The sequence below is a fragment of the Streptomyces sp. NBC_00247 genome (assembly GCF_036188265.1).
Lineage (GTDB): Bacteria > Actinomycetota > Actinomycetes > Streptomycetales > Streptomycetaceae > Streptomyces.
The window spans coordinates 5,771,191-5,792,500 of record NZ_CP108093.1 but is presented as its reverse complement, the minus strand read 5'-3'; the positions used below and the strand labels follow the sequence as shown (position 1 = coordinate 5,792,500).

At 70.6% G+C, this 21,310-nt stretch carries 22 protein-coding genes and 1 rRNA gene (1 of these 23 cut by a window edge); 7 read left to right on the top strand and 16 right to left on the bottom strand.

The window, feature by feature from the left end; all coding sequences use genetic code 11:
- Both OHT52_RS25230 and OHT52_RS25225 read right to left on the bottom strand, forming a co-directional pair.
- Window positions 1-145: ribosomal RNA gene (locus OHT52_RS25230) — 16S ribosomal RNA — on the bottom strand (it extends 1,381 nt beyond the left edge of the window).
- A gap of 682 nt (window positions 146-827) precedes the next feature.
- On the bottom strand, window positions 828-1,469 hold the full coding sequence (locus OHT52_RS25225) for a DNA-3-methyladenine glycosylase (protein WP_328722475.1): 642 nt from the start codon (window positions 1,467-1,469) through the stop codon (window positions 828-830).
- Window positions 1,470-1,557: 88 nt separating this feature from the next.
- Here OHT52_RS25225 and OHT52_RS25220 point away from each other — a divergent pair, with 88 nt between their 5' ends.
- From OHT52_RS25220 to OHT52_RS25210, 3 genes are all read left to right on the top strand, one after another.
- Window positions 1,558-2,340: a sporulation protein gene (locus tag OHT52_RS25220; protein WP_328722474.1), complete on the top strand. Its 783-nt coding sequence runs from the start codon at window positions 1,558-1,560 to the stop codon at window positions 2,338-2,340.
- Window positions 2,341-2,508: 168 nt separating this feature from the next.
- On the top strand, window positions 2,509-3,042 hold the full coding sequence (locus OHT52_RS25215) for a YbhB/YbcL family Raf kinase inhibitor-like protein (RefSeq protein ID WP_328722473.1): 534 nt from the start codon (window positions 2,509-2,511) through the stop codon (window positions 3,040-3,042).
- A 140-nt stretch (window positions 3,043-3,182) separates the two neighbouring features.
- Window positions 3,183-3,689, top strand: coding sequence for an HNH endonuclease (locus tag OHT52_RS25210; RefSeq protein ID WP_328722472.1), 507 nt, complete (start codon window positions 3,183-3,185; stop codon window positions 3,687-3,689).
- A gap of 101 nt (window positions 3,690-3,790) precedes the next feature.
- Here the strand turns inward: OHT52_RS25210 and OHT52_RS25205 are convergent, their stop codons facing one another.
- The 4 genes from OHT52_RS25205 to OHT52_RS25190 form a co-directional block, all read right to left on the bottom strand.
- Entirely contained in the window at window positions 3,791-4,558 is a 768-nt protein-coding gene (locus OHT52_RS25205) for a sulfite exporter TauE/SafE family protein (RefSeq protein ID WP_328722471.1), read from the bottom strand.
- 155 nt (window positions 4,559-4,713) lie between these two features.
- Entirely contained in the window at window positions 4,714-5,664 is a 951-nt protein-coding gene (locus OHT52_RS25200) for an SPFH domain-containing protein (protein WP_328722470.1), read from the bottom strand.
- A 132-nt stretch (window positions 5,665-5,796) separates the two neighbouring features.
- Complete coding sequence (locus OHT52_RS25195; RefSeq protein WP_328722469.1) at window positions 5,797-6,219, bottom strand: NfeD family protein; 423 nt, start codon at window positions 6,217-6,219, stop codon at window positions 5,797-5,799.
- Between the two features lie 118 nt (window positions 6,220-6,337).
- Window positions 6,338-7,135 (bottom strand): ABC transporter ATP-binding protein, encoded by a 798-nt coding sequence (locus OHT52_RS25190; protein ID WP_328722468.1) that lies wholly within the window; start codon window positions 7,133-7,135, stop codon window positions 6,338-6,340.
- A gap of 145 nt (window positions 7,136-7,280) precedes the next feature.
- On the opposite strand from OHT52_RS25190, the gene OHT52_RS25185 reads away from it, so the two are divergent.
- Entirely contained in the window at window positions 7,281-8,069 is a 789-nt protein-coding gene (locus OHT52_RS25185; protein ID WP_328722467.1) for a hypothetical protein, read from the top strand.
- A gap of 122 nt (window positions 8,070-8,191) precedes the next feature.
- On the opposite strand, the gene OHT52_RS25180 is transcribed toward OHT52_RS25185, so the two are convergent.
- Window positions 8,192-8,836: a response regulator transcription factor gene (locus OHT52_RS25180; RefSeq protein WP_328722466.1), complete on the bottom strand. Its 645-nt coding sequence runs from the start codon at window positions 8,834-8,836 to the stop codon at window positions 8,192-8,194.
- Window positions 8,829-9,974 (bottom strand): GAF domain-containing sensor histidine kinase, encoded by a 1,146-nt coding sequence (locus OHT52_RS25175; protein ID WP_328722465.1) that lies wholly within the window; start codon window positions 9,972-9,974, stop codon window positions 8,829-8,831. The genes OHT52_RS25180 and OHT52_RS25175 overlap by 8 nt, the downstream gene beginning before the upstream one ends.
- A 475-nt stretch (window positions 9,975-10,449) precedes the next feature.
- Between OHT52_RS25175 and OHT52_RS25170 the strand changes: the two genes are divergently transcribed.
- Window positions 10,450-11,226: a transglycosylase SLT domain-containing protein gene (locus OHT52_RS25170; RefSeq protein WP_328722464.1), complete on the top strand. Its 777-nt coding sequence runs from the start codon at window positions 10,450-10,452 to the stop codon at window positions 11,224-11,226.
- 135 nt (window positions 11,227-11,361) lie between these two features.
- Here OHT52_RS25170 and OHT52_RS25165 read toward each other — a convergent pair whose 3' ends face one another.
- Window positions 11,362-13,935, bottom strand: coding sequence for an ABC transporter ATP-binding protein/permease (locus tag OHT52_RS25165; RefSeq protein ID WP_328722463.1), 2,574 nt, complete (start codon window positions 13,933-13,935; stop codon window positions 11,362-11,364).
- Window positions 13,936-14,328: 393 nt separating this feature from the next.
- Here OHT52_RS25165 and serB point away from each other — a divergent pair, with 393 nt between their 5' ends.
- Complete coding sequence (serB, locus tag OHT52_RS25160; RefSeq protein ID WP_328722462.1) at window positions 14,329-15,585, top strand: phosphoserine phosphatase SerB; 1,257 nt, start codon at window positions 14,329-14,331, stop codon at window positions 15,583-15,585.
- A 104-nt stretch (window positions 15,586-15,689) separates the two neighbouring features.
- Here serB and OHT52_RS25155 read toward each other — a convergent pair whose 3' ends face one another.
- From OHT52_RS25155 to OHT52_RS25140, 4 genes are all read right to left on the bottom strand, one after another.
- A complete protein-coding gene (locus OHT52_RS25155) occupies window positions 15,690-16,208 on the bottom strand; it encodes a SixA phosphatase family protein (RefSeq protein ID WP_328722461.1) in 519 nt (172 codons plus the stop codon).
- 101 nt (window positions 16,209-16,309) lie between these two features.
- On the bottom strand, window positions 16,310-16,516 hold the full coding sequence (locus OHT52_RS25150; RefSeq protein WP_328722460.1) for a hypothetical protein: 207 nt from the start codon (window positions 16,514-16,516) through the stop codon (window positions 16,310-16,312).
- Between the two features lie 274 nt (window positions 16,517-16,790).
- Complete coding sequence (locus tag OHT52_RS25145) at window positions 16,791-16,907, bottom strand: SGM_5486 family transporter-associated protein (RefSeq protein WP_328722459.1); 117 nt, start codon at window positions 16,905-16,907, stop codon at window positions 16,791-16,793.
- A 17-nt stretch (window positions 16,908-16,924) separates the two neighbouring features.
- Window positions 16,925-18,244 carry a CynX/NimT family MFS transporter gene (locus OHT52_RS25140; RefSeq protein WP_328722458.1) on the bottom strand — a complete coding sequence of 440 codons (1,320 nt, stop codon included), beginning with the start codon at window positions 18,242-18,244 and terminating at the stop codon, window positions 16,925-16,927.
- A gap of 219 nt (window positions 18,245-18,463) precedes the next feature.
- Between OHT52_RS25140 and OHT52_RS25135 the strand changes: the two genes are divergently transcribed.
- Window positions 18,464-19,138, top strand: coding sequence for a FadR/GntR family transcriptional regulator (locus OHT52_RS25135; RefSeq protein ID WP_328722457.1), 675 nt, complete (start codon window positions 18,464-18,466; stop codon window positions 19,136-19,138).
- A gap of 25 nt (window positions 19,139-19,163) precedes the next feature.
- Here OHT52_RS25135 and OHT52_RS25130 read toward each other — a convergent pair whose 3' ends face one another.
- The 3 genes from OHT52_RS25130 to fabG all read right to left on the bottom strand — a co-directional run bounded on the left by OHT52_RS25130 (window position 19,164) and on the right by fabG (window position 21,288).
- Window positions 19,164-19,565: a hypothetical protein gene (locus OHT52_RS25130; RefSeq protein WP_328722456.1), complete on the bottom strand. Its 402-nt coding sequence runs from the start codon at window positions 19,563-19,565 to the stop codon at window positions 19,164-19,166.
- Window positions 19,566-19,795: 230 nt separating this feature from the next.
- Window positions 19,796-20,563 (bottom strand): enoyl-ACP reductase FabI, encoded by a 768-nt coding sequence (gene fabI, locus OHT52_RS25125; protein ID WP_328722455.1) that lies wholly within the window; start codon window positions 20,561-20,563, stop codon window positions 19,796-19,798.
- Between the two features lie 5 nt (window positions 20,564-20,568).
- Window positions 20,569-21,288 (bottom strand): 3-oxoacyl-[acyl-carrier-protein] reductase, encoded by a 720-nt coding sequence (fabG, locus tag OHT52_RS25120; protein ID WP_328722454.1) that lies wholly within the window; start codon window positions 21,286-21,288, stop codon window positions 20,569-20,571.
- Window positions 21,289-21,310 lie beyond the last annotated feature (22 nt).

Here is a 21,310-nt window from a genome sequence, read left to right as displayed (position 1 = left end):
GCTTGTCCCAGAGTGAAGGGCAGATTGCCCACGTGTTACTCACCCGTTCGCCACTAATCCACCCCGAAAGGCTTCATCGTTCGACTTGCATGTGTTAAGCACGCCGCCAGCGTTCGTCCTGAGCCAGGATCAAACTCTCCGTGAATGTTTTCCCGTAATCGGGATCACAACACGAGAGCGGAACGACCAGGTCGGAATATGACCGGTCGTTCACAGCGTCCTCGCTGTTGTTGCCCACCGGACCGTTAAGCACCGGTAGGACTTTTCAAAGGAACCACCAACCTGCCGAAGCAGGCCGGGGTATCAACATATCTGGCGTTGACTTTTGGCACGCTGTTGAGTTCTCAAGGAACGGACGCTTCCTTCGGTCCCGTTTCACCGGGGCCCTCCGGGCGCTTCCCTTCGTTCTTGCGTTTCCGACTCTATCAGACTCTTATCGGTCCGATTCCCGGTCGAAGCGGGTCAAGCGATTTCCGCTTTCCAGTTCTTCGCTTTCGCGCTTCCCTTTCCGGCGAGTCCGACTCTATCAGAGTCTCTTTCGTTCCGTTTCCGGTCCGAATTTGATTCCGGTGGCCTGTCGGGGGCCTTTGCCTGTGGTCGCCTTTCGGCTTCCTTTCGGCGTGCCGCTACCGTAGTCCATTTCCTTGACGACTCATAATCGAGCGTTCGAAGCGAAATTCGGACATGCCGAATTCGCACCCGTCAGGGCGGATCGAAGGTAGTGGTTGGCCACATTGGGGCCGATCGGCATGGGCCCGAAGGACCGGTCCGACCACTGCACCCGTGTAAAGCGGCTCGGACCACATTAGGGGCTGCCCGAGGCCGCGTCAAGTCCGGCGCCGCCTCGGGGCGTGGGCGCGGTAGGGGCTCACGGTCGGATCGCCGTCGATCCAGAAGCGCCAGGGCTGATGGGCGCCGTCGCCCCCCACTCCGGTGCGCGGACCGTTCCGCACCTGCTCGCGGGGTGGTGGGGTGCCGTACAGGACGGACATCGGCTCCGGCGGGCCGGCGACGGCATCGGTTCCGTCGAGGCCCCGGTCGATCGAGAGGGCCGTCGCCAGACGCGCCGGTCCTTTGGCCAGTTCCCGGTCGTTGCGGGCCGAAAGCCGACGGGGGCGGGCCAGATCGGCGCCGGTGCGGATCTCGCCGGCCCGCAGCAGCACCCCGCTCGCCCACCCCTCCGGACCGCACACCAGGTTCAAGCAGTGCCACATTCCGTACGTGAAGTAGACGTAGGCGTGACCCGGCGGGCCGTACATCACGCCGTTGCGGGCCGTTCTGCCGCGGAAGGCGTGCGATCCGGGGTCGATCTCGCCCGCGTACGCCTCCACTTCGGTGAGGCGCAGTTCGATGGGCCCGTCGGCGGTGCGTCGTACCAGCGTGCGGCCGAGCAGGTCCGGGGCGACGTCCAGGACGTCGCGGTCGAAGAAGTCACGCGTCAGCGGCATACGGTCCTGGGCTGCGTCCATGGCGACCGAGGGTACCGGCGGAACCGTGGGGGGAACCGGCTACCGTCAGGGCGCGTATGTAGGGGTCAGACACCTATAAGGAGAAACCATGGGCTTCAAGCGGCTGCTCGCGAGCATCGGCGCCGGCGGCGCGTCGGTGGAGACGGAGCTCGTCGAGCTCAACGTCGTCCCCGGTGGCGTCGTCCAGGGCGAGGTGCGTGTCCAGGGCGGTTCCGTCGCCCAGCAGATCCAGGGGATCTCGGTCGGCCTGCAGGCGCGGGTCGAGGTGGAGGGGAACGACCAGGAGGTCAAGCAGGACATCGAGTTCACCAAGCTGCGGATCGGCGGTGCGTTCGAGGTGCAGGCCGGTGCCGTCCACGTGGTGCCGTTCGGGCTGGAAATCCCGTGGGAGACGCCCATCACCACGTTCGCGGGGCAGAACCTGCACGGCATGAACATCGGGGTGACGACGGAGCTGGACATCGCCCGCGCGCTGGACTCCGGTGACCTGGACCCGATCAACGTCCACCCGCTCCCCGCCCAGCAGGCGATCCTGGACGCGTTCGGACAGCTCGGCTTCCGCTTCCGCAGCGCCGACATGGAGCGCGGTCACATCCGGGGGACGCGCCAGCAGCTGCCGTTCTACCAGGAGATCGAGTTCGTACCGCCGCAGCAGTACCGCGGCCTGAACCAGGTCGAGCTGTCCTTCGTCGCCGACGACCGCGAGATGGACGTCATCCTGGAGATGGACAAGAAGGCGGGGCTGTTCAGCGAGGGCAGCGACTCGTACCGCTCCTTCCGGGTCGGTTTCGACGACTTCCACCAGACGGACTGGGCCGCCTACCTCAACCAGTGGCTCGCCCAGGTGGGCGGTCAGCGCAACTGGCTGTGAGCGGCGTCCGGCGGATCATGGCCGAATACCGACACTGACACCTCTCCCCCTGAGGCCGTCCGCCGGGTCGTGTGGGCGCCCCGGGGCGTGTCCGGCATGATCCGTCGGAGACGTCCCGGTCCCGGTGGGGAGTGCCCACCGGGACCGGCCCCCAGGAAAGGTGTTGCTGTGACCGAAGCGAAGAAGCCCCCGCTCCCCCACGACTTCCACCCCGAGGTGCCCGCGTTCCGCGTGGTGAGCGACGATCTCGCGCCCGGCGCCGTGCTCGCGGACGCGCAGGTGCACGCGGGGGGCAACACGTCCCCGCAGCTGCGCTGGGAGGGATTCCCGCCCGGGACGAAGAGTTTCGCCGTGACGTGCTTCGACCCGGACGCGCCCACCGGCAGCGGCTTCTGGCACTGGGTGCTGTTCGACATCCCGGCCTCGGTCACCGAGCTGCCGGCCGGCGCGGGCAGCGGTGCCTTCGCCGGGCTGCCCGAAGGAGCCGTGCAGGCACGCAACGACTACGGGTCGAAGGACTTCGGCGGTGCCGCCCCGCCGGCCGGCGAGAACCACCGCTACGTCTTCACGGTGTACGCCGTGGACACGGAGAAGCTCGGGACGGACAGCGACACTTCCCCCGCCGCGGTCGGATTCAATCTGCGTTTCCACACGCTGGGACGCGCGCAGTTGATCGGTGAGTACGCCTCTCCCGAAAGCTGAGCGTTCTTCTCCCGTTTGCCCTGCCCCGGTCTTGGAGAGATCTGGGCAGGGCACTTTTATTGCGTTGTCCCACACGGCCCGCCCAGCCAGAGTTGGTCCGGGCCCGCCGGGGGGCGGGCGGCACAAGGGAGGTGGGCAGGATGCGTGACACGCTGGTCCTCAACGCGAGCTTCGAGCCGCTGTCGACGGTGACCCTCAATCGTGCGGTGGTCCTCGTCCTGACGGACAAGGCGGTCGTCGAGCAGGCGGATCCCGGCCTGCGCATGCGTGGTGCCGCCGTCGACATCCCGGTGCCCCGCGTGATCAGGCTCTGCAGGTTCGTACGCGTGCCGTTCCGAAGACAGGCGCCGTGGTCGAGACGGGGGGTCCTCATACGTGACCAGCACCGTTGCGCGTACTGCGGGCGGCGGGCGTCCACCGTGGACCATGTCGTGCCGCGCGCCCAGGGCGGCCAGGACACCTGGCTGAACACCGTGGCCTCCTGCGCGGAGGACAACCACCGCAAAGCGGCCCGGACGCCGGAGCAGGCGGAGATGCCCCTGCTGCGCCAGCCGTTCGTCCCCTCTCCGGCCGAGGCGATGCTGCTGGCGATGGCGTCGGCCGACCGTTCCTCGCTGCCGGACTGGCTGGACCGTACCGCTGCCTGAGCCCGCCGCGCATGTCCTGAGTCAGCCGGTCGTGTCCGATCGGCATACGCCTGATGGCGTACCGGAAGCCCGTCTCCATGGGGGAGACGGGCTTCCGTGTGTCAGCGGAGCAGCAGCTGGACGAGGGCGCAGAGTCCGACCGCCACCACGAGGGAGCGCAGCACGGTGGGGCTGAGGCGGCGGCCGACCCGGGCGCCGATCTGGCCGCCGATGGTCGAGCCGACCGCGATGAGGAGGACCGCGGTCCAGTCGAAGTCGGCGACGAAGAGGAAGAAGAGCGCGGCGACGCTGTTGACGACGGCGGCCAGGACGTTCTTGACGGCGTTGAGGCGCTGGATGGTGTCGTCGATCAGCATGGTCATCAGGGAGAGGTAGATGATTCCCTGGGCGGCGGTGAAATAGCCGCCGTAGACGCTGGCGAGGACGAGGCCGACGGCGAGCAGGGGGCCGCCCTCGGGGTGGGCGGGGGTGCCGGAGCGTTCACGGCGGTGCTGCACGGCCTTGCTGATGCGTGGCTGGAGCACGATCAGTACGAGGGCGAGGGTGACCAGAACCGGGACGATCGTCTCGAAGGCGGTCGACGGCAGGGCCAGCAGGAGCGTGGCTCCGGCGAGTCCGCCGACCAGGCAGCTGATGCCCAGTCTGATGATGCGTGAGCGTTGGCCCTTGAGCTCCGCGCGGTACCCGATGGCCCCGCTGACTGAGCCGGGCACGAGGCCGAGGGCGTTGGAGACGGTGGCGGTGACCGGCGGCAGGCCGACGGCGAGCAGTACCGGGAAGGTGATCAACGTACCTGATCCGACAATGGTGTTGATCGTTCCCGCGGCGGTGCCGGCGGCGAGGACGGCGAGCATTTCCCAGAGGGACATGCCACTCCTTCGGTGATCGGTGACGCATCCCCGCCATGAAGGTCGGGGTGCCGCACCGATCATGCACGAAGCCCCGGGGCGGGCCGGACGCGGGCCCCGTGAAGGGGGTTCCGCCGTCCGGCCGCGCTCCCCGGCCGTGCACCCGGGGTGGCGGGTCAGTCGACCGGGGGCTCCTCGCGGCGCTCCTTGCCCGGGCCGCCGCCGGCCCCACCGGTGTTGAATCCGGGGGCTCCGCCACCGAGGTTGCCGAAGGCACCACTGAGGCCCTTGAGGGCGTCGCCGATCTCGCTGGGCACGATCCAGAGCTTGTTGGCGTCCCCCTCGGCGATCTTCGGAAGCATCTGGAGGTACTGGTACGAGAGGAGCTTCTGGTCCGGGTCCCCCGCGTGGATGGACTCGAAGACCGTCCGGATGGCCTGGGCCTCGCCCTCGGCGCGCAGGGCCGTGGCCTTGGCGTCACCTTCGGCGCGCAGGATCGAGGACTGCTTCTCGCCTTCGGCGGTGAGGATCTGGGACTGCCGGATGCCTTCGGCGGTGAGGATCGCGGCGCGCTTGTCCCGGTCGGCGCGCATCTGCTTCTCCATCGAGTCCTGGATGGAGGTGGGCGGCTCGATGGCCTTGAGTTCGACGCGGTTGACGCGGATGCCCCACTTGCCGGTGGCCTCGTCGAGCACGCCGCGCAGGGCCGCGTTGATCTCCTCGCGGGAGGTCAGGGTCCGCTCCAGGTCCATGCCGCCGATGATGTTGCGGAGGGTGGTGACGGTGAGCTGCTCGATCGCCTGGATGTAACTGGCGACTTCGTACGTCGCGGCGCGGGCGTCGGTCACCTGGTAGTAGATGACCGTGTCGATGTTGACGACCAGGTTGTCCTGGGTGATCACCGGCTGCGGCGGGAAGGGCACGACCTGCTCACGGAGGTCGATGCGGTTGCGGATGGAGTCGATGAACGGGACGACGATGTTCAGCCCCGCGTTCAGCGTGCGGGTGTAGCGCCCGAAACGCTCGACGATGGCGGCGCTGGCCTGCGGGATGATCTGGATCGTCTTGATCAGGGCGATGAAGACGAGCACCACCAAAATGATCAGGACGATGATGACCGGTTGCATCGTGTGCCTCAAGCCCTTCGATAGCCGACGGATCCTGGTGATCGGGTCGCACTCTCACTGCTTCGGACCGGGCGAGTCGACATGATCGACTTCGAGTGTCGCAGAACTCGCCCTGCCGCGTGGCCGGTTCGGTCACATGACGACGGCGGTGGCCCCGTCGATGTCGACGACGTCGACCTGTTGGCCAGGCTCGAAGCTCTGGGTCTCGTCGAGCGCGCGGGCCGACCAGACCTCGCCCGCCAGCTTGATGCGTCCGCCCCCGCCGTCGACGCGTTCGAGCACGACGGCCTGGCGGCCTTTCAACGCGTCGATTCCCGAGGAGAATTGAGGGCCGTCTCCCCGGTGGCGCGCGGCGACCACCCGCACCACGGCGACCAGCGCGACGGAGACGACGACGAAGACCAGCACCTGGGCCACGATCCCGCCGCCGAGGGCGGCGACGATCGCCCCCGCGCCCGCGCCCACCGCGAACATCCCGAACTCCGGCATGGCGGTGAGGACCAGGGGAATTCCCAGCCCCACCGCCGCGATCAGCCACCACACCCACGCGTCCATGTCGTCATGGTAGGACCGCATGTGCCCCAGGGACAGGGGCCCTGTGGGGCGGGATCCGGCCAGGGGTGTCCGGTCCCGATCAGCCGGAGACCGCCCGGGGCCTTTCGGACGGGAGGCCCTACGACAGGGGCAGTCCGCGCGCGGTGTAGCGGTCGCCCTGGTGCTCGACGACGAGCGGCAGGCCGAAGCAGCGGGAGAGGTTGCGCGAGGTGAGCTCGGTCTCCATGGGGCCGGCGGCGAGCACCTTGCCCTGCCGGATCATCAGGACGTGGGTGAATCCCGGCGCGATCTCCTCGACGTGGTGGGTCACCATGATCATGGAGGGGGCGTACGGGTCGCGGGCGAGGCGGCCGAGCCGGCGCACCAGGTCCTCGCGTCCGCCGAGGTCGAGTCCGGCGGCGGGCTCGTCGAGCAGGAGTAGTTCGGGGTCGGTCATCATCGCGCGGGCGATCAGGGTGCGCTTGCGCTCGCCCTCGGAGAGGGTCCCGAACTTGCGGTCGAGGTAGTCGTTCATGCCGAGGCGGTCGAGGAAGGCGCGGGCGCGCTGCTCGTCGACCTCCTCGTAGCTCTCGTTCCAGGTCGCCGTCATGCCGTACGCGGCGGTGAGGACCGCCTGCAGGACGGTGAGGCGCTTGGGGAGCTTGTCGGCCATCGCGACACCGGCGATGCCGATGCGCGGGCGGAGTTCGAAGACGTCGGTGCCGACCCCGCCGAGCTGCTCGCCGAGGACCCTGGCGGTTCCGGTGGACGGGAAGAGGTAGCTGGAGGCGATGTTGAGCAGCGTCGTCTTGCCGGCGCCGTTCGGGCCGAGGATGACCCAGCGCTCCCCCTCCTTGACCGACCAGGAGACGTCTTCCACCAGAGCGCGTCCGTCGCGGACCACGGATACGTCCACCAGCTCCAGTACATCGCTCATGAGCGCGTTGTCTCCCCATGCAGTGTCGAGATCGTCGCGTGCCGGAGGGCACAGCTCCCACGCAAAACTTACGCCACCCCGGGAGTGCTCCGGCCGCGAGGTCCGTTCCCGCCGGGGAGAGCGCGGCAGCTCTTAGGCTGTTCCCATGCTTTCGGAACCACGCTCAGGGCTTCTTGCCGCCTGGGGAAACGCGCTGCTCGCCGGACTCGTGTCACCGGACGACGCGGTGGACGCGATCGTCCAAGAGGACGCGGTGCACCGCGTCGAGGGACTGCCCGGTGAGGCGGGGCCCGTCGGGCTCACGCTGGCGCTGGGGCGGCTGCGGGGGCTGGGGGTGACGGGTTACCGGGTGGCGCTGCCGGCCCCGGGGCATCCGCTGGGGCTGAGCGGTCCGCCGGAGTTCAACGCGCGGGCGCTGGAGGCCGAGGAGGCGGTGGTCGCCTCCGGGGCCGCGTACGGGCTGGTGCCGGAGGTGAGCGAGGCGGGGCCGCCCGGCGATCTGCACGTCGAGGTGGTGTGGCGGGTGACACCCGTGCGGGAGGCCCCGCCGGCGGACGTGCCGTCGCTCGGTGAGGCGGAGCGGGAGCTCGCGGAGGCGCTGCGGGACGCGACGGCGCTGCTGTCGCGGCTGGACGTGGCGGGTTCCGGGCCGGTGGCCGAGGCGGCCCTCGACGCCTACCGGGCCCGGGCGGAGCGCGGGCGCGAGGTGCTGGCGCCGGGGTACCCGCCCCGGGCGGTGCGCGTACTGGAGCTGGCCCAGCGGGTGGGTCTGCTGATCACGCTGGCGCACGAGAACGGGCACGGCGGTGCGGTGAGCGCCTCCGAGATCGCGGCCCGGGGCGAGGCGCTGCGCCCGGTGGAGCGGGTGGCGCGCAGGGCGCAGGTGGCCGCGTACAACGCGTACGTGGAGGAGGGTGAGCGGGGGCGGCGGTAACCGCCTCCGGGCCGGGGCGGCCTTCCTCGCCGCCCAGGCTGCCCGGGTCGCGCCGACGCTCTCCGTCGGGCCGGCGTTCTCCGTCGCGCCGGGTCCGCCGGGTGCCGGTGGGCCGCCCCGGGTCAGCCCGCCATTCCGTGGCGTACGGCCCAGAGGGCGGCCTGGGTGCGGTCGGCCAGGTCCAGCTTCATCAGGATGTTCGAGACGTGGGTCTTGACGGTCTTCTCGGAGAGCACCAGCGCGCGGGCGATCTCGCGGTTGGACCGGCCGTCCGCGATGAGGCCGAGCACTTCGCGCTCACGCTCGGTGAGGGTGGTGCCCCGGCCCGTACCGCCGCCGCTGTCCTCCTGGGCGAGGAGCGCCCCCGCCACCTCGGGCTGGAGCAGGACGTGGCCCGCGTGGACGGAGCGGATGGCGCCTGCCAGGGCGTCGGGGTCGACGTCCTTGTAGACGTAGCCGGAGGCTCCGGCGCGCAGCGCGGGGACGACGGTCCGCTGCTCGGTGAAGCTGGTGACGACGAGGACCCGCGCCGGGTTGGCCAGCTCGCGGAGCTTGCGCAGCGCCTCTATGCCGTCCATGCCGGGCATCTTGATGTCCATCAGCACCACGTCGGGGCGGAGCTCCTCGGCCTGGGCGACGCCCTCGGCGCCGTCGGCGGCCTCTCCGACGACCTCTATGTCGTCCTGCACCTCCAGGAACGTGCGCAGTCCGCGCCGTACCACCTGGTGGTCGTCGACCAGCAGCACGCGGATGGTCTTGTCAGCCACCGGGGATCTCCATCTCGATCGTGGCGCCCTTGCCGGGCGCCGATTCCACGTTGAGGGTGCCGCCGACGCTGTGCGCGCGGTGGCTCATCGAGACGAGGCCGAGGTGCCGGCCGGCTTCCCGGACCGCCGTGGGGTCGAAGCCCTGGCCGTCGTCGGTGATCCGCAGCACGGTGGCCGCGCCGCGCCGGGTCAGGGCGACGGTGACGCGGGCGCCGCCGGAGTGGCGCAGCGCGTTGTGCAGGGCCTCCTGCGCGACCCGGAGCAGCGCCTCCTCCTGGGCGGCGGGCAGTGCGCGTACTCCGTCGCTCCCGAAGGTGACCCGTGCGCTCTGGGCCCGGTCGAGGACCTGGACCTGGGTACGGAGGGTGGCCACGAGGCCGTCTTCGTCGAGCGCGGCGGGGCGGAGTTCCACGACGGCGGCGCGGAGTTCGTCCACGGCCTCGGCGGCGAGGGCGGCGACCTGCTGGAGCTCGCCCTTGGCGCGTGCGGGGTCGCGGTCCACCAGGGCGGCGGCGGCCTGGGCGGTGAGGCGCAGGGAGAAGAGTTTCTGGCTGACGGCGTCGTGCAGTTCGTGAGCGAGGCGGGAGCGCTCCTCGGCGATGGTGAGCTCGCGGCTGCGTTCGTAGAGGCGGGCGTTGGTGAGGGCGATGGCCGCGTGCTGGGCGAGGATCGAGAGGAGTTCCTCGTCCTCGGCGGTGAAGCCGCAGCTTCCCTCGGGTTTGGGGCACTTCTTGTTGGCGAGGTAGAGGGCGCCGATGGTCTCGTCGCCGTCCTGGATGGGCAGGCCGAGGAAGTCCGACATGTCGGGGTGGGCGTCGGGCCAGCCGCCGAAGCGGGGGTCCTCGCGGACGTCGCTGAGCCGCTCGGGCTTCGCCTCGTGGAGCATCGCGGCGAGGATGCCGTGCTGCCGGGGCAGCGGGCCGATCGCCTTCCACTGTTCGTCGCTGACGCCGTCGACGACGAACTGGGCGAAGCCCCCGTGGTCGTCGGGGACGCCCAGGGCCGCGTATTCGGCGTCGAGCAGCTCGCGGGCGGAGGCGACGATCGTCTTGAGGACGTCGCGCACGTCCAGTTGCCGGCTCATCGCGAGCAGCGCGGCGCTCACGGCGGCGAGACCCGACGGTCGGAGGTGGCTCATACGCCTCACGGTACCGGCGGCGCGCGAGGCCGGTATCGGCCTGTGGACGGCGTCGGCCGGGGTCTTCGGGCGTAGGTCCGTGGGCCCGGGCCCCGGGCGCACCCGGGGCGTGCGCCCGGCGCCGTCCGTCGTCGGGACCTTCCTCCGCGCCGCCGGGACAACCCCTGACAGTGTGAGTTGCTCTTGCAACGCACAGTCAGATCGATGGTCCGGCCATGTGAGCCCACGCATAGGACTCACGTCACGTACGAAGCCTGTTAGTGGATGAATAGAGGCGATTTAGCCGGTCATGACGGGCTTCCACGAAACGGACATAAGACTCTGATCCACTACTTGGCTTCGTACGTCACACCTTTGCCAGGGCATTTTGCGGTCGCTAAGAATTGCACTTGTCCACCTGACAGAGAGGCGCACCGCCACTCTCCGTCTCCGTGTCCCGCGAGGGGCACCCACGACTCGAAGAGGTACGTCTGTGATGTCCGCGTCCCGCATATTCGACCGAACCCGTCGTCTGAACAAGACGCAGAAGCTCTCCGCCGCCGGCGTCTCCGCGCTGGGTGTCGCCGCCCTGACGTTCTCGTTGGTTCCGAGCAACGCGCAGGCCGAGAGCACCAACGCCTCCGTGGCGGCGTCCCCGGTCGTCTTCGCGTCGGGAGCCGACTCGGCCCGGGCCAAGGCTGTGCAGGACAGCGTGATCGAGCAGAACACCACCGCCGCCAAGCTGGTCAAGGCCGCCGACGCCGCCAGGGCGAAGGACGAGGCCGCCCGGAAGAAGGCCGTGGCCGACGCCAAGGCCCTGACCGACGCGAAGGCCGCGGAGCGTGCCGAGGCCGAGGCGAAGGTCAAGGCCGCGGACCGGGCGAAGGCCGACGCCGCGAAGCGCTCGTCCGGCGAGACCACGAGCCGTTCCGCCGAGCGGAAGCCGGTCTACGCCGACAACCTGAACGGCTGGATCCAGGAATCCCTCGCGATCATGAAGGCGAAGGGCATCCCCGGTACGTACGAGGGGCTGCACCGCAACATCATCCGCGAGTCCAGCGGTAACCCGCAGGCCATCAACGACTGGGACATCAACGCCCGGAACGGCGTCCCGTCGATCGGTCTGCTCCAGATCATCAAGCCGACCTTCGACTACTACCACGTCGCCGGCACGGTCCACAGCCAGTACGACCCGGTCGCCAACATCACCGCCTCGGCCAACTACGCGGCCGACAAGTACGGCTCGATCGACAACGTCGACAGCGCGTACTGACCGGCTCCTCGCGGTACGACCGCGGGCCCAGGGCCTGAGCACGGCTGAAACGCCGCAGGGCGGCACCCCACTCGGGGTGCCGCCCTGCGGCGCGTTCGCGTACCGGGTCACGGCCCGGGAACGCGAGGGTGTCCGCTACTTGCGCATGACCTCGGGCTCGTGGCGGCGCAGCAGCCGGGCGACCGCGAAGCCGCAGACGACACCGAGCGCCAGCAGCACCACGAGGTCGGTGGCCCACATGCCCGCCGAGTGCTCCCAGAGCGGGTCCAGAACGGTGGGGTGCTCGGGGTCCCACGGCGGCATGAGGCGGGAGAGGTCGAGCGTGGTGCCCGCCGCGGCCACGCCCCAGCGGGACGGTGCCAGCCAGGCGAGCTGCTCCAGGCCGGGAGAGTCGAAGATCTGGAAGAGCACCCCGGTGAAGACGACCTGCACGATCGCGAACATGACGAGCAGAGGCATGGTCTTCTCGGCGGTCTTCACCAGCGAGGAGATCACGAGGCCGACCATCATCGAGGTGAAGCCGAGCGCCGTGATCGAGACACAGACCTCGACGGCCGGCGGCATGACGAGCCCTTCCTCCGGCAGCTGTCGGCCGGAGAGACCGATGGCGCAGATGATGACGCCCTGCAGCACCGTGATCACGCCGAGGACGATGACCTTGGACATCAGGTACGCGGACCGGGAGAGGCCGGTGGCCCGTTCCCGTTCGTAGATGACGCGTTCCTTGATCAGCTCTCTTACGGAGTTCGCCGCACCGGCGAGGCTGATGCCGACCGCGAGGACCATCACGATCGGACCGGCCTTGCCGTTGAACTTCTGGGGGTCGGCAGGGGCGGCCAGGCCGAGCTTGGCCGGGATGACCACGCTGAGGGCACCCAGGACCACGGGCAGCACGACCATCAGGCCCAGGAAGAACTTGTCGGACACGATGACCGAGACGTACCGGCGGATCAGGGTCCACAGCTGCGTCGGCCAGCTCTGCGGCTTGGGCGGGCGCAGCTGCTGCGGCGGTGCCATGGTGACGGGCTGCGCGGCGACGGCGTCGATGTCGGCGGCATACAGCTGGTAGTGCTGCGAGCCGCGCCAGCGGCCGGCCCAGTCGTAGTCCCGGTAGTTCTCGAACGCGGAGAAGACGTCGGCCCAGGTGTCGTAGCCGAAGAAGTTGAGCGCCTCCTCCGGCGGACCGAAGTACGCCACCGCACCGCCGGGCGCCATGACGAGCAGCTTGTCGCAGATCGCCAGCTCGGCCACGGAGTGGGTGACGACGAGAACCGTACGGCCGTCGTCGGCGAGGCCGCGCAGCAGCTGCATCACGTCGCGGTCCATGCCCGGGTCGAGGCCCGAGGTCGGCTCGTCCAGGAACAGCAACGACGGCTTGGTCAGCAGCTCCAGGGCGACCGAAACCCGCTTGCGCTGGCCGCCGGAGAGGGACGTGACCATCTTGTCCTTGTGAATGTCGAGCTTCAGCTCGACGAGGACCTCGTGGATGCGGGCCTGACGCTCGGCCGCCGTGGTGTCGGCGGGGAAGCGGAGCTTGGCCGCGTACTTCAGCGCCTTGGTGACCGTGAGCTCCTTGTGCAGGATGTCGTCCTGCGGCACGAGCCCGATGCGCTGGCGCAGCTCGGCGAACTGCTTGTAGAGGTCACGGTTGTCGTAGAGGACGTCGCCCTGGTCGGCGGGCCGGTAGCCGGTGAGCGCCTTGAGCAGGGTGGACTTGCCGGAGCCGGACGGGCCGATGACCGCGACCAGCGACTTCTCGGGGATGCCGAAGGAGACGTCCTTGAGGATCTGCTTGCCGCCGTCGACCGTCACGGTGAGGTGGCGGGCGGAGAAGGAGACCTCGCCGGTGTCGACGAACTCCTCCAGCCGGTCGCCGACCAGCCGGAAGGTGGAGTGGCCGACGGCGACGATGTCGTTCGGCCCGAGGAGCGCGGAGCCGGACTTCTGGAGCTGCTGGCCGTTGACGTAGGTGCCGTTGTGCGAGCCGAGGTCGCGGATCTCGAAGCGGCCGTCGGGGGTCGCGTGGAACTCGGCGTGGTGGCGTGAGACCTGGAGGTCGGAGACGACCAGTTCGTTCTCCAGGGCACGGCCGATGCGCATGACCCGGCCCAGCGCCAGCTGGTGGAAGGTGGTGGGGCTGCGGTCGCTGTGCACCGGCCCACCGGCGTCCGCCGCGTGGCCCTGCTGGCGAGGGACGCTCGCCCCCGGGTCATGCGCCCCCCGGTCCTGCGGCTGCCGCTGCCAGGATTGCTGCGGCACGGGCGCGACGGGAGGCTGGTACGGGGCGGCCGGCGGCTGGTACGGGGCGGCCGGCTGGTACGGAGCCTGCTGGGCCTGCGGTGCGGGTGGCTGGTACGCCGGCGCCTGCTGGGCCTGTCCGGCCTGGGCCCGCTGCGGGGCCGGGGCGGCGGCGCCGACGCCGATCCTCGGCCCGTCCTGGGCGTTGCCGAGGCGTACCTCGGTGCCGGGCCCGATCTCCGTCCGCTGCACCCGGGTGCCGTGCACATAGGTGCCGTTGGTGCTGCCGTGGTCTTCGACGACCCAGTCGCGCCCGCTCCAGCTGATCGTGGCGTGCCGCCACGAGACCCGGGCGTCTTCGAACGTCAGGTCCCCCTGTGGATCACGTCCGAGCGTGTACGACCTGGACGGATCGAGCGTCCAGGTTCTGCCATTCAATTCCAGTACGAGTTCCGGCACTCCGCGCCCCACTTGTCGTCCCCCGATTCGCCCCCGTTGCGGGAAGCCCAGGGATGCTGAACATCGGGGGGCACTATTCCAGGGACACTCCCCGATCCGAAAGCCGGACCACCCGGCCCGCGTTGGCGCGGCGGACACGGCGGGGGTCCGGCCGGCGGACACGGCGGGGCCGGCGGCAGGTCGGGCGACGGCCGGGAGGCGGGTACGGCGAGGGGCTCGACGCAGGTCCGGCGGGGGGTGGGGCGGGCGCGGCGTACGGAGGGCTCGCGGAAGCCGCCCCGGCAGGCGGCGCCGGACGGTACCCCGCGAAGGCCCCGGACGGTTGTCGGAGGGGTCTGGCCCGGGTGTCCGCCACTCGGGACGGCCTGCCGGGGCTCCGACGGCGACCGATACGGTGGAACCACCATGAGCGCATCTCAGCCACCTCAGTCTCCCTCGTCCTCCGAGCTTCCTGGGTCCCGTCCGGGCAGCGACTCCCCCACTCTTCTCGTGAAGATCTTCGGGAAGGACCGTCCCGGCATCACCGCCGGACTCTTCGACACGCTCGCCGCCTACGCGGTGGACGTCGTGGACATCGAGCAGGTCGTCACCCGTGGCCGGATCGTGCTGTGCGTGCTGGTGACGGCCCCGACCGCCGGCGGCACCACCGAGGGCGATCTGCGGGCGACCGTGCACAGCTGGGCCGAGTCCATCAAGCTCCAGGCCGAGATCATCTCGGGTACGGGCGACAACCGCCCGCGCGGCGACGGCCGTTCCCACGTGACCGTGCTGGGCAACCCGCTGACCGCGGAGTCGACCGCCGCCATAGCGGCCAGGATCACCTCGACCGGCGCCAACATCGACCGGATCTTTCGGCTCGCGAAGTACCCGGTGACCGCCGTCGAGTTCGCGGTCTCCGGAGCGGGCACCGAGGAGCTGCGGACCGCGCTGGCGGTCGGGGCGGCGCAGATCGGTGTGGACGTGGCGGTGATGTCGGCCGGTCTGAGCCGTCGGGCCCAGCGCCTGGTGGTGATGGACGTGGACTCCACGCTGATCCAGGACGAGGTGATCGAGCTCTTCGCCGCGCACGCGGGCTGCGAGAAGGAGGTCGCCGCGGTGACCGAGCAGGCGATGCGCGGGGAGCTGGACTTCGAGCAGTCCCTGCACGCCCGGGTCGCCCTGCTGGCCGGACTCGACGAGTCCGTGGTGGAGAAGGTGCGCGCCGAGGTGCGGCTGACCCCCGGGGCCCGCACCCTCATCCGTACCCTGAAGCGGCTCGGCTACCAGGTCGGCGTCGTGTCGGGCGGGTTCACGCAGGTCACGGATGACCTCAAGGAGCGGCTGGGGCTGGACTTCGCCTCCGCCAACACCTTGGAGATCATCGACGGGAAGCTCACCGGACGCGTGGTGGGCGACATCGTGGACCGGGCGGGCAAGGCCCGTCTGTTGCGCAGCTTCGCCGCGCAGGCGGGCGTTCCGCTGGCGCAGACGGTGGCGATCGGGGACGGCGCCAACGATCTGGACATGCTGAACACCGCCGGTCTCGGGGTGGCGTTCAACGCCAAGCCGGTCGTCCGTCAGGCGGCGCACACCGCGGTGAACGTGCCGTTCCTGGACACCGTGCTCTACCTGCTGGGCATCACCCGCGAAGAGGTCGAGGCGGCGGACGCGCCGGACGCCTGAGAGCGGTCCGGTACGCGCCGCGGGACGCGGCGACGGACGGGGCCCCGGCACGCCTGCGCAGTGCCGGGGCCCGGTCGTCGGGAGGTGAAACCGGCCGGGGCCGGTCAGTCGATGGGCGTCCAGTAGTCGGTGAGCCGGCCGGCTCCGAGTTCGACGCTCTTCCACGTCCCGGGGAACTCCAGGACGGCGAAGGCGGCGGTCGGGAACCCGTCCCTGGTCATCCGGGTGAGCGCGTCGCCTTCGGCCGAGCCCGCGAGGGCGTCCGCCGCACCGTGCATCCCGGGGTTGTGGCCGATGACGAGCAGGTTGCGCACCTCGTCGGGGGTCTCGTTGAAGAGGGCGACGAGTTCGCCGAGTGAGGCTTCGTACAGCCGCTCCTCGTACACGGTCCTGGGGCGCTGCCCGAACTCGTGGACCGCCAGCTTCCAGGTCTCCCGCGTCCTGACGGCGGTCGAGCACAGGGCGAGGTCGAAGTCGATGCCGGAGCCGGCGAGCTTGCGCCCGGCCACCGGCGCGTCCTTGCGTCCGCGCTCGGCCAGTGGTCGCTCGTGGTCGGACGCTTGCGACCATTCCGCCTTCGCGTGCCGGAGAAGAACGATCCTGCGAGGTGTGTCGACGCTCATGTCGTTCAGCTTCGCACGAATCGCGGCCCTGGGCGCAGGGTGTTGACGGGCTCGACCGCCAGGGGTGACAGCGAGGGCCCGGGAGTGGCCGGGCCGACCGTTCAGTAGGACAACTGATCGAGCGCACGCTCGACGAACCGGCCGAAACCGGGGTCGGTGGACACGGCGTGCGCCTGCTCCGGGTCGGCCATCACGAGCAGCAGCGCGGCGAACGCGAGCACCGGGAGCACCACGGCCCACCAGGGCAGCCGCACCGGTGACCCGGCGGCCGGCCCGCGCGCGGGCCGGGGGTTCGTAGGGGCCGGCATGTCCGCCTCCGGGGGTCGTGGGTTCCTTTACTCAGAACCTACGGAAGAGCGGACGGGCCGCCCATCCGGTGACCCACCCACTCGACCCTGAACCTGGCCCCCTAGGGGATGGTGGGGTTGTCCCCACCCTCGCCGCGAGCCGCGTCCCGGTCGTCCCGATGGTCCCGGTCCGTGCGCCCGGCCGCCGGTGCCGGAAGGAGAGGGCCGTCGGAAGGAGAAGACCGTCGGAGGGAGAAGACCGTCGGAGGGAGAAGACCGTCGGGGGAGAAGAACGTCAGGGGGAGAAGACCGAGGCGATGACTCCGATGATCACAGTGATGAGAAGCATGGCCCCGAGGACGAGGAGAAGCTTCTTCTGGCCGTTCTGGGGATTCGGATCGAGCACTGGCATGGGGCAAGTCTCGCATCTCACCCCCGGCCGTCGATCGTCCGGTCCCGTCCGGCGAGTACACCCGCCACGATCTGCGGAACCATCAGCGCCGCCATGAAGGCGATGGGCAGCCCCCAGCCGCCGCTGTGCTCGTTGAGCACACCGACCAGCAACGGGCCCGGGATCGAGATCAGGTAACCGGTGGACTGGGCGAACACCGAGAGCCGGGCGACGCCCGTGCCGGTACGGGCCCGCAGGCCGATCATGGTGAGGGCGAGCGGGAAGGCGCAGTTGGAGACGCCCAGCAGCACCGCCCAGGCCCAGGCGCCGCCCGCCGGAGCGAGGTAGAGACCCGCGTATCCGGCCAGGCCGCAGATCCCGAGGAAGAGGACGATGGGTCCCTGCGTACGCATCCCCGCGGCGACCCGGGGGATGACGAAGGCGAGCGGCACGCCCATGACCATGGTGACCGCGAGCAAGACGCCTGCCGTGCTCGCCGAGATGCCCGCGTCCCGGAAGATCTGGGGCATCCAGCCCATGGTGATGTACGCGGCGGTGGACTGGAGCCCGAAGAAGCAGGCGAGGGCCCAGGCGGTCGAGCTGCGGCCGATCCGGAAACCGGCGGGGAGCGGCTGCGGGCCGGCCGGGACGGCACCGGCTCCCGCGCTCTCCGGGGCGATTCCGTTGCCCCTGCGCACCAACGGGATCCAGACCAGCACGGCGAGGACGCCGAGCGCGGCCCAGACGGCGAGGCCGGTCCGCCAGCTGCCGCCGAGCGCGTCGGTCACCGGGACGGTGGCCGCCGCCGCCAGGGCGGTGCCCAGCGAGAGGGCCATCGAGTACAGGCCGGTCATCGGTCCGACGCGGTCGGGGAACCAGCGCTTGACGATGACCGGCATCAGGACGTTGCCGACGGCGATGCCCATCAGCGCGAGCGTGCTGGCGAGCAGGAATCCGGCGGTGGAGCCGGCGAAGGGGCGGATCAGCAGGCCCGCGGTGATCGCGACCATACCCGCGAGGACGACCGCCGGAGGGCCGAACTTCCGGGCGAGGCGGGGGGCGGTGATCCCGAACACCGCGAAGCAGAGCTGCGGCACCGAGGTGAGGGCACCGGCGACTCCGCCGCTCATGTGGAGCCCGTCGCGCACCTCTTCGAGGAGGGAGCCCAGGCTGGTGATGGCCGGGCGGAGGTTGAGCGCGGCCAGGACGAGACCGGCGGCGAGCAGGCGCGGCAGCCACGGGGAGATTCCCGCGGCGGGGCCCCCGTCGGGGCTCTCGGGCTTCGGGGCGGTCGGCCCGGTCGCCCGTGCCTGGGTCGTGGCCGTCGGGCCGGGGGTCTCGGTAACGTCTTCCACCATGGCGCCATCATAGAATCATGGGATGATTGGTTGTCCACCCCGGCGACGGGCTCCCGGGGGGTCGGGCACCCCGGCGACGGGCTCCCGGGGGTCGGACGCCCCCGGCTCTGCTGACAGAATCCGGTCCACGCCTCGCCGCACCCGGCCACCGGGAGGTTCACGGCCCACCGAGGGCCCGGAACGTTGCGGAGCACTGCGGAACGCGGAACAAGGAGTCTCATGGCGCTGACCTCCCCCCGGCGCTCGGCACTCGCCGACCAGGTGATTGCCCAGCTGAGGAACCAGATCACCTCGGGCGAGTGGCCCGTCGGCTCGCGCATCCCCACCGAACCGGAGCTGGTCGAGCAGCTCGGGGTGGCCCGGAACACGGTCCGCGAGGCGGTGCGCGCCCTCGCCCACAACGGCCTGCTGGACATCCGCCAGGGCTCGGGGACGTACGTGGTGGCCACCAGCGAGCTGGCCGGGGTGATGCAGCGGCGCTTCGCGACCGCCGACCCGCGCCACGTGGCCGAACTCCGGTCCGTGCTGGAGTCGTCGGCGGCACGGCTGGCGGCCGCGCGGCGCACCGACCGGGACCTCAAGCAGATGGACGCCCTGATGGCGCGGCGCGAGGAGAGCTGGGCGGCCAGGGACGCGGAGGCCTTCGTCGCGGCGGACGCCACCCTGCACCTGGCGATCGTCGCCGCCGCGCACAACGACGTGCTGACCGAGATCTACGCGGACCTGAGCGACGTCCTGCGCGACTACCTGCGCGGGGACGTGGGCCCCGAGCTGCGGCCCGAGGACCTCATGGACCACGGCCGCATGGTGGAGGCGATCCGCGAGGGCGACGCGCGGACGGCGGCCGAGGAAGCGGGGGGCCACGCGCTGCACTGCCCGCCGGAGCGGGGCTGAGGGGCGCCCCCGCCGGGCGACGGGATCAGCCCGTGTCCGCGTCCCGGCCGTCGTTCGCGCTGTGGGTGACCCAGGCCGTGGCCACCTCTTTCCAGCAGCGGTCCTGCAGCCGGACCGTTCGCCCCGGCTCGACGGCCACCGCCGCGCCGTCGCCGTCCACGTCCCACCACCGGGCGCACTCCGTGTGCAGCCGGACGACGTCGAGGGAGGGGTACGGATTGTGGCAGTAGGAGATCACCAGGGAGCCCTCGACCGTGGTGCGGCACTCGGACCCGGCGGGCTCCGGGGACGGCGCGCGCGGCGCGCGGGTGCCGGAATCAGCGACTCCGCCCGATCCGGCGGCGTAGATCCCGGCGGGGACCATGAGCGCGACGACGGCTGCCGCGGAGACGAGCAGTACCCAGGTGCGGCGACGCGTGGGACGCACGGCAATCTCCTCCCCGCAGCCTGACCAGAGTCCGGTTCCTCCACATTCTGCGGTGGATCGCCGGTCTTTACGACCCGGGGCGGCACGGGCCGGCCGTCGGCGGGGTCCCGGACGCCCGGCGGGCTCTCCCCCTCCGGGCCCGGCCCGCCGGGGCCGGGACGCACGTCGGCCGCGCACCCCGCCGGAGGAGATCCGGTGCGGGTGCGCGGCCGGCAGAGGGGCCGTACGGGTCAGGCGCCGATCATGTGCACGCCACCGTCGACGTGGATGATCTCTCCCGTGGTCTTCGGGAAGAAGTCGGAGAGGAGCGCGACCACGCCACGGCCGGCCGGCTCCGGGTCGTTCATGTCCCAGGCCAGCGGGGAGCGGGTGTCCCAGACCTTCGCGAGGTCGCCGAAGCCGGGGATGGACTTCGCGGCCATCGAGCCGAGGGGACCGGCGGAGATCAGGTTGCAGCGGATGTTGTCCGCGCCGAGGTCGCGGGCGAGGTAGCGGGAGGTGGCCTCCAGAGCCGCCTTCGCCGGGCCCATCCAGTCGTACTGCGGCCATGCGAACTGCGCGTCGAAGGTGAGACCGACGATCGAGCCGCCCTCCCCCATCAGCGGCTTGCAGGCCATCGCGAGCGACTTCAGCGAGAACGCCGAGACGTGCATCGCGGTGGCGACCGACTCGAACGGGGTGTTCAGGAAGTTGCCGCCGAGGGCGTCCTGCGGCGCGAAGCCGATGGAGTGGACGACGCCGTCCAGCGTGCCGAGTTCGTCGCGGACCAGCCCGGCGAGGCGGTCGAGGTGCTCGGCGTTGGTGACGTCGAGCTCCAGGACCTTCGCGGGCTTGGGGAGCTTCTTGGCGATGCGCTCGGTCAGGGTGGGGCGGGGGAAGGCGGTGAGGATGATCTCCGCGCCCTGCTCCTGGGCCACCTTCGCGGTGTGGAACGCGATGGACGACTCCATCAGCACCCCGGTGATGAGGATGCGCTTGCCGTCGAGAATTCCGCTCATGGTGATCAGTGACCCATGCCCAATCCGCCGTCAACGGGGATGACGGCTCCAGTGATGTACGACGCGTCGTCGGAGGCGAGGAAGCGGACCGCCGAGGCGACCTCCTCGGGCCGCGCGTAGCGGCCGAGCGGCACCTGGGCGACGATGCCCGCGCGCTGCTCCTCGGTGAGCACCTGTGTCATGTCGGTGTCGACGAAGCCGGGTGCGACGACGTTGAAAGTGATGTTCCGCGAGCCGAGCTCACGGGCCAGTGACCGGGCGAACCCGACCAGTCCCGCCTTGGAAGCGGCGTAGTTGGCCTGTCCCGCCGAGCCGAGGAGGCCCACGACGGAGGAGATGAGGACCACGCGGCCCTTCTTCGCGCGCAGCATGGCGCGGTTGGCGCGCTTGACCACCCGGAAGGTGCCGGTGAGGTTGGTGTCGACGACGGACGTGAAGTCCTCCTCCGACATCCGCATGAGGAGCTGGTCCTTGGTGATGCCGGCGTTGGCCACCAGCACCTCGACGGGACCCTGCTTCTCCTCGATCTCCTTGTAGGCCTGCTCCACCTGCTCGGCGTCGGTGATGTCGCAGCGGACCGCGAGCACACCCGCCTCGGTGAGCTCGGCCGGCGGCTCGCCGGAGCGGTACGTGATCGCCACCTTGTCGCCGTTGTCGACGAAGGCGCGGGCGATGGCGAGGCCGATGCCCCGGTTTCCTCCGGTGACGAGAACCGAGCGGCTCAACGGATCACCCTTTCCTTGACGG

Coding starts and splice junctions, on each gene's coding strand:
- OHT52_RS25225 (WP_328722475.1), bottom strand. CDS start 1,469: ATGGACGCAGCCCAGGACCGTATGCCGCTGACGCGTGACTTCTTCGAC.
- OHT52_RS25220 (WP_328722474.1), top strand. CDS start 1,558: ATGGGCTTCAAGCGGCTGCTCGCGAGCATCGGCGCCGGCGGCGCGTCG.
- OHT52_RS25210 (WP_328722472.1), top strand. CDS start 3,183: ATGCGTGACACGCTGGTCCTCAACGCGAGCTTCGAGCCGCTGTCGACG.
- OHT52_RS25205 (WP_328722471.1), bottom strand. CDS start 4,558: ATGTCCCTCTGGGAAATGCTCGCCGTCCTCGCCGCCGGCACCGCCGCG.
- OHT52_RS25200 (WP_328722470.1), bottom strand. CDS start 5,664: ATGCAACCGGTCATCATCGTCCTGATCATTTTGGTGGTGCTCGTCTTC.
- OHT52_RS25195 (WP_328722469.1), bottom strand. CDS start 6,219: ATGGACGCGTGGGTGTGGTGGCTGATCGCGGCGGTGGGGCTGGGAATT.
- OHT52_RS25190 (WP_328722468.1), bottom strand. CDS start 7,135: ATGAGCGATGTACTGGAGCTGGTGGACGTATCCGTGGTCCGCGACGGA.
- OHT52_RS25185 (WP_328722467.1), top strand. CDS start 7,281: ATGCTTTCGGAACCACGCTCAGGGCTTCTTGCCGCCTGGGGAAACGCG.
- OHT52_RS25175 (WP_328722465.1), bottom strand. CDS start 9,974: ATGAGCCACCTCCGACCGTCGGGTCTCGCCGCCGTGAGCGCCGCGCTG.
- OHT52_RS25170 (WP_328722464.1), top strand. CDS start 10,450: ATGTCCGCGTCCCGCATATTCGACCGAACCCGTCGTCTGAACAAGACG.
- serB (WP_328722462.1), top strand. CDS start 14,329: ATGAGCGCATCTCAGCCACCTCAGTCTCCCTCGTCCTCCGAGCTTCCT.
- OHT52_RS25155 (WP_328722461.1), bottom strand. CDS start 16,208: ATGAGCGTCGACACACCTCGCAGGATCGTTCTTCTCCGGCACGCGAAG.
- OHT52_RS25150 (WP_328722460.1), bottom strand. CDS start 16,516: ATGCCGGCCCCTACGAACCCCCGGCCCGCGCGCGGGCCGGCCGCCGGG.
- OHT52_RS25145 (WP_328722459.1), bottom strand. CDS start 16,907: ATGCCAGTGCTCGATCCGAATCCCCAGAACGGCCAGAAGAAGCTTCTC.
- OHT52_RS25140 (WP_328722458.1), bottom strand. CDS start 18,244: ATGGTGGAAGACGTTACCGAGACCCCCGGCCCGACGGCCACGACCCAG.
- OHT52_RS25135 (WP_328722457.1), top strand. CDS start 18,464: ATGGCGCTGACCTCCCCCCGGCGCTCGGCACTCGCCGACCAGGTGATT.
- fabI (WP_328722455.1), bottom strand. CDS start 20,563: ATGAGCGGAATTCTCGACGGCAAGCGCATCCTCATCACCGGGGTGCTG.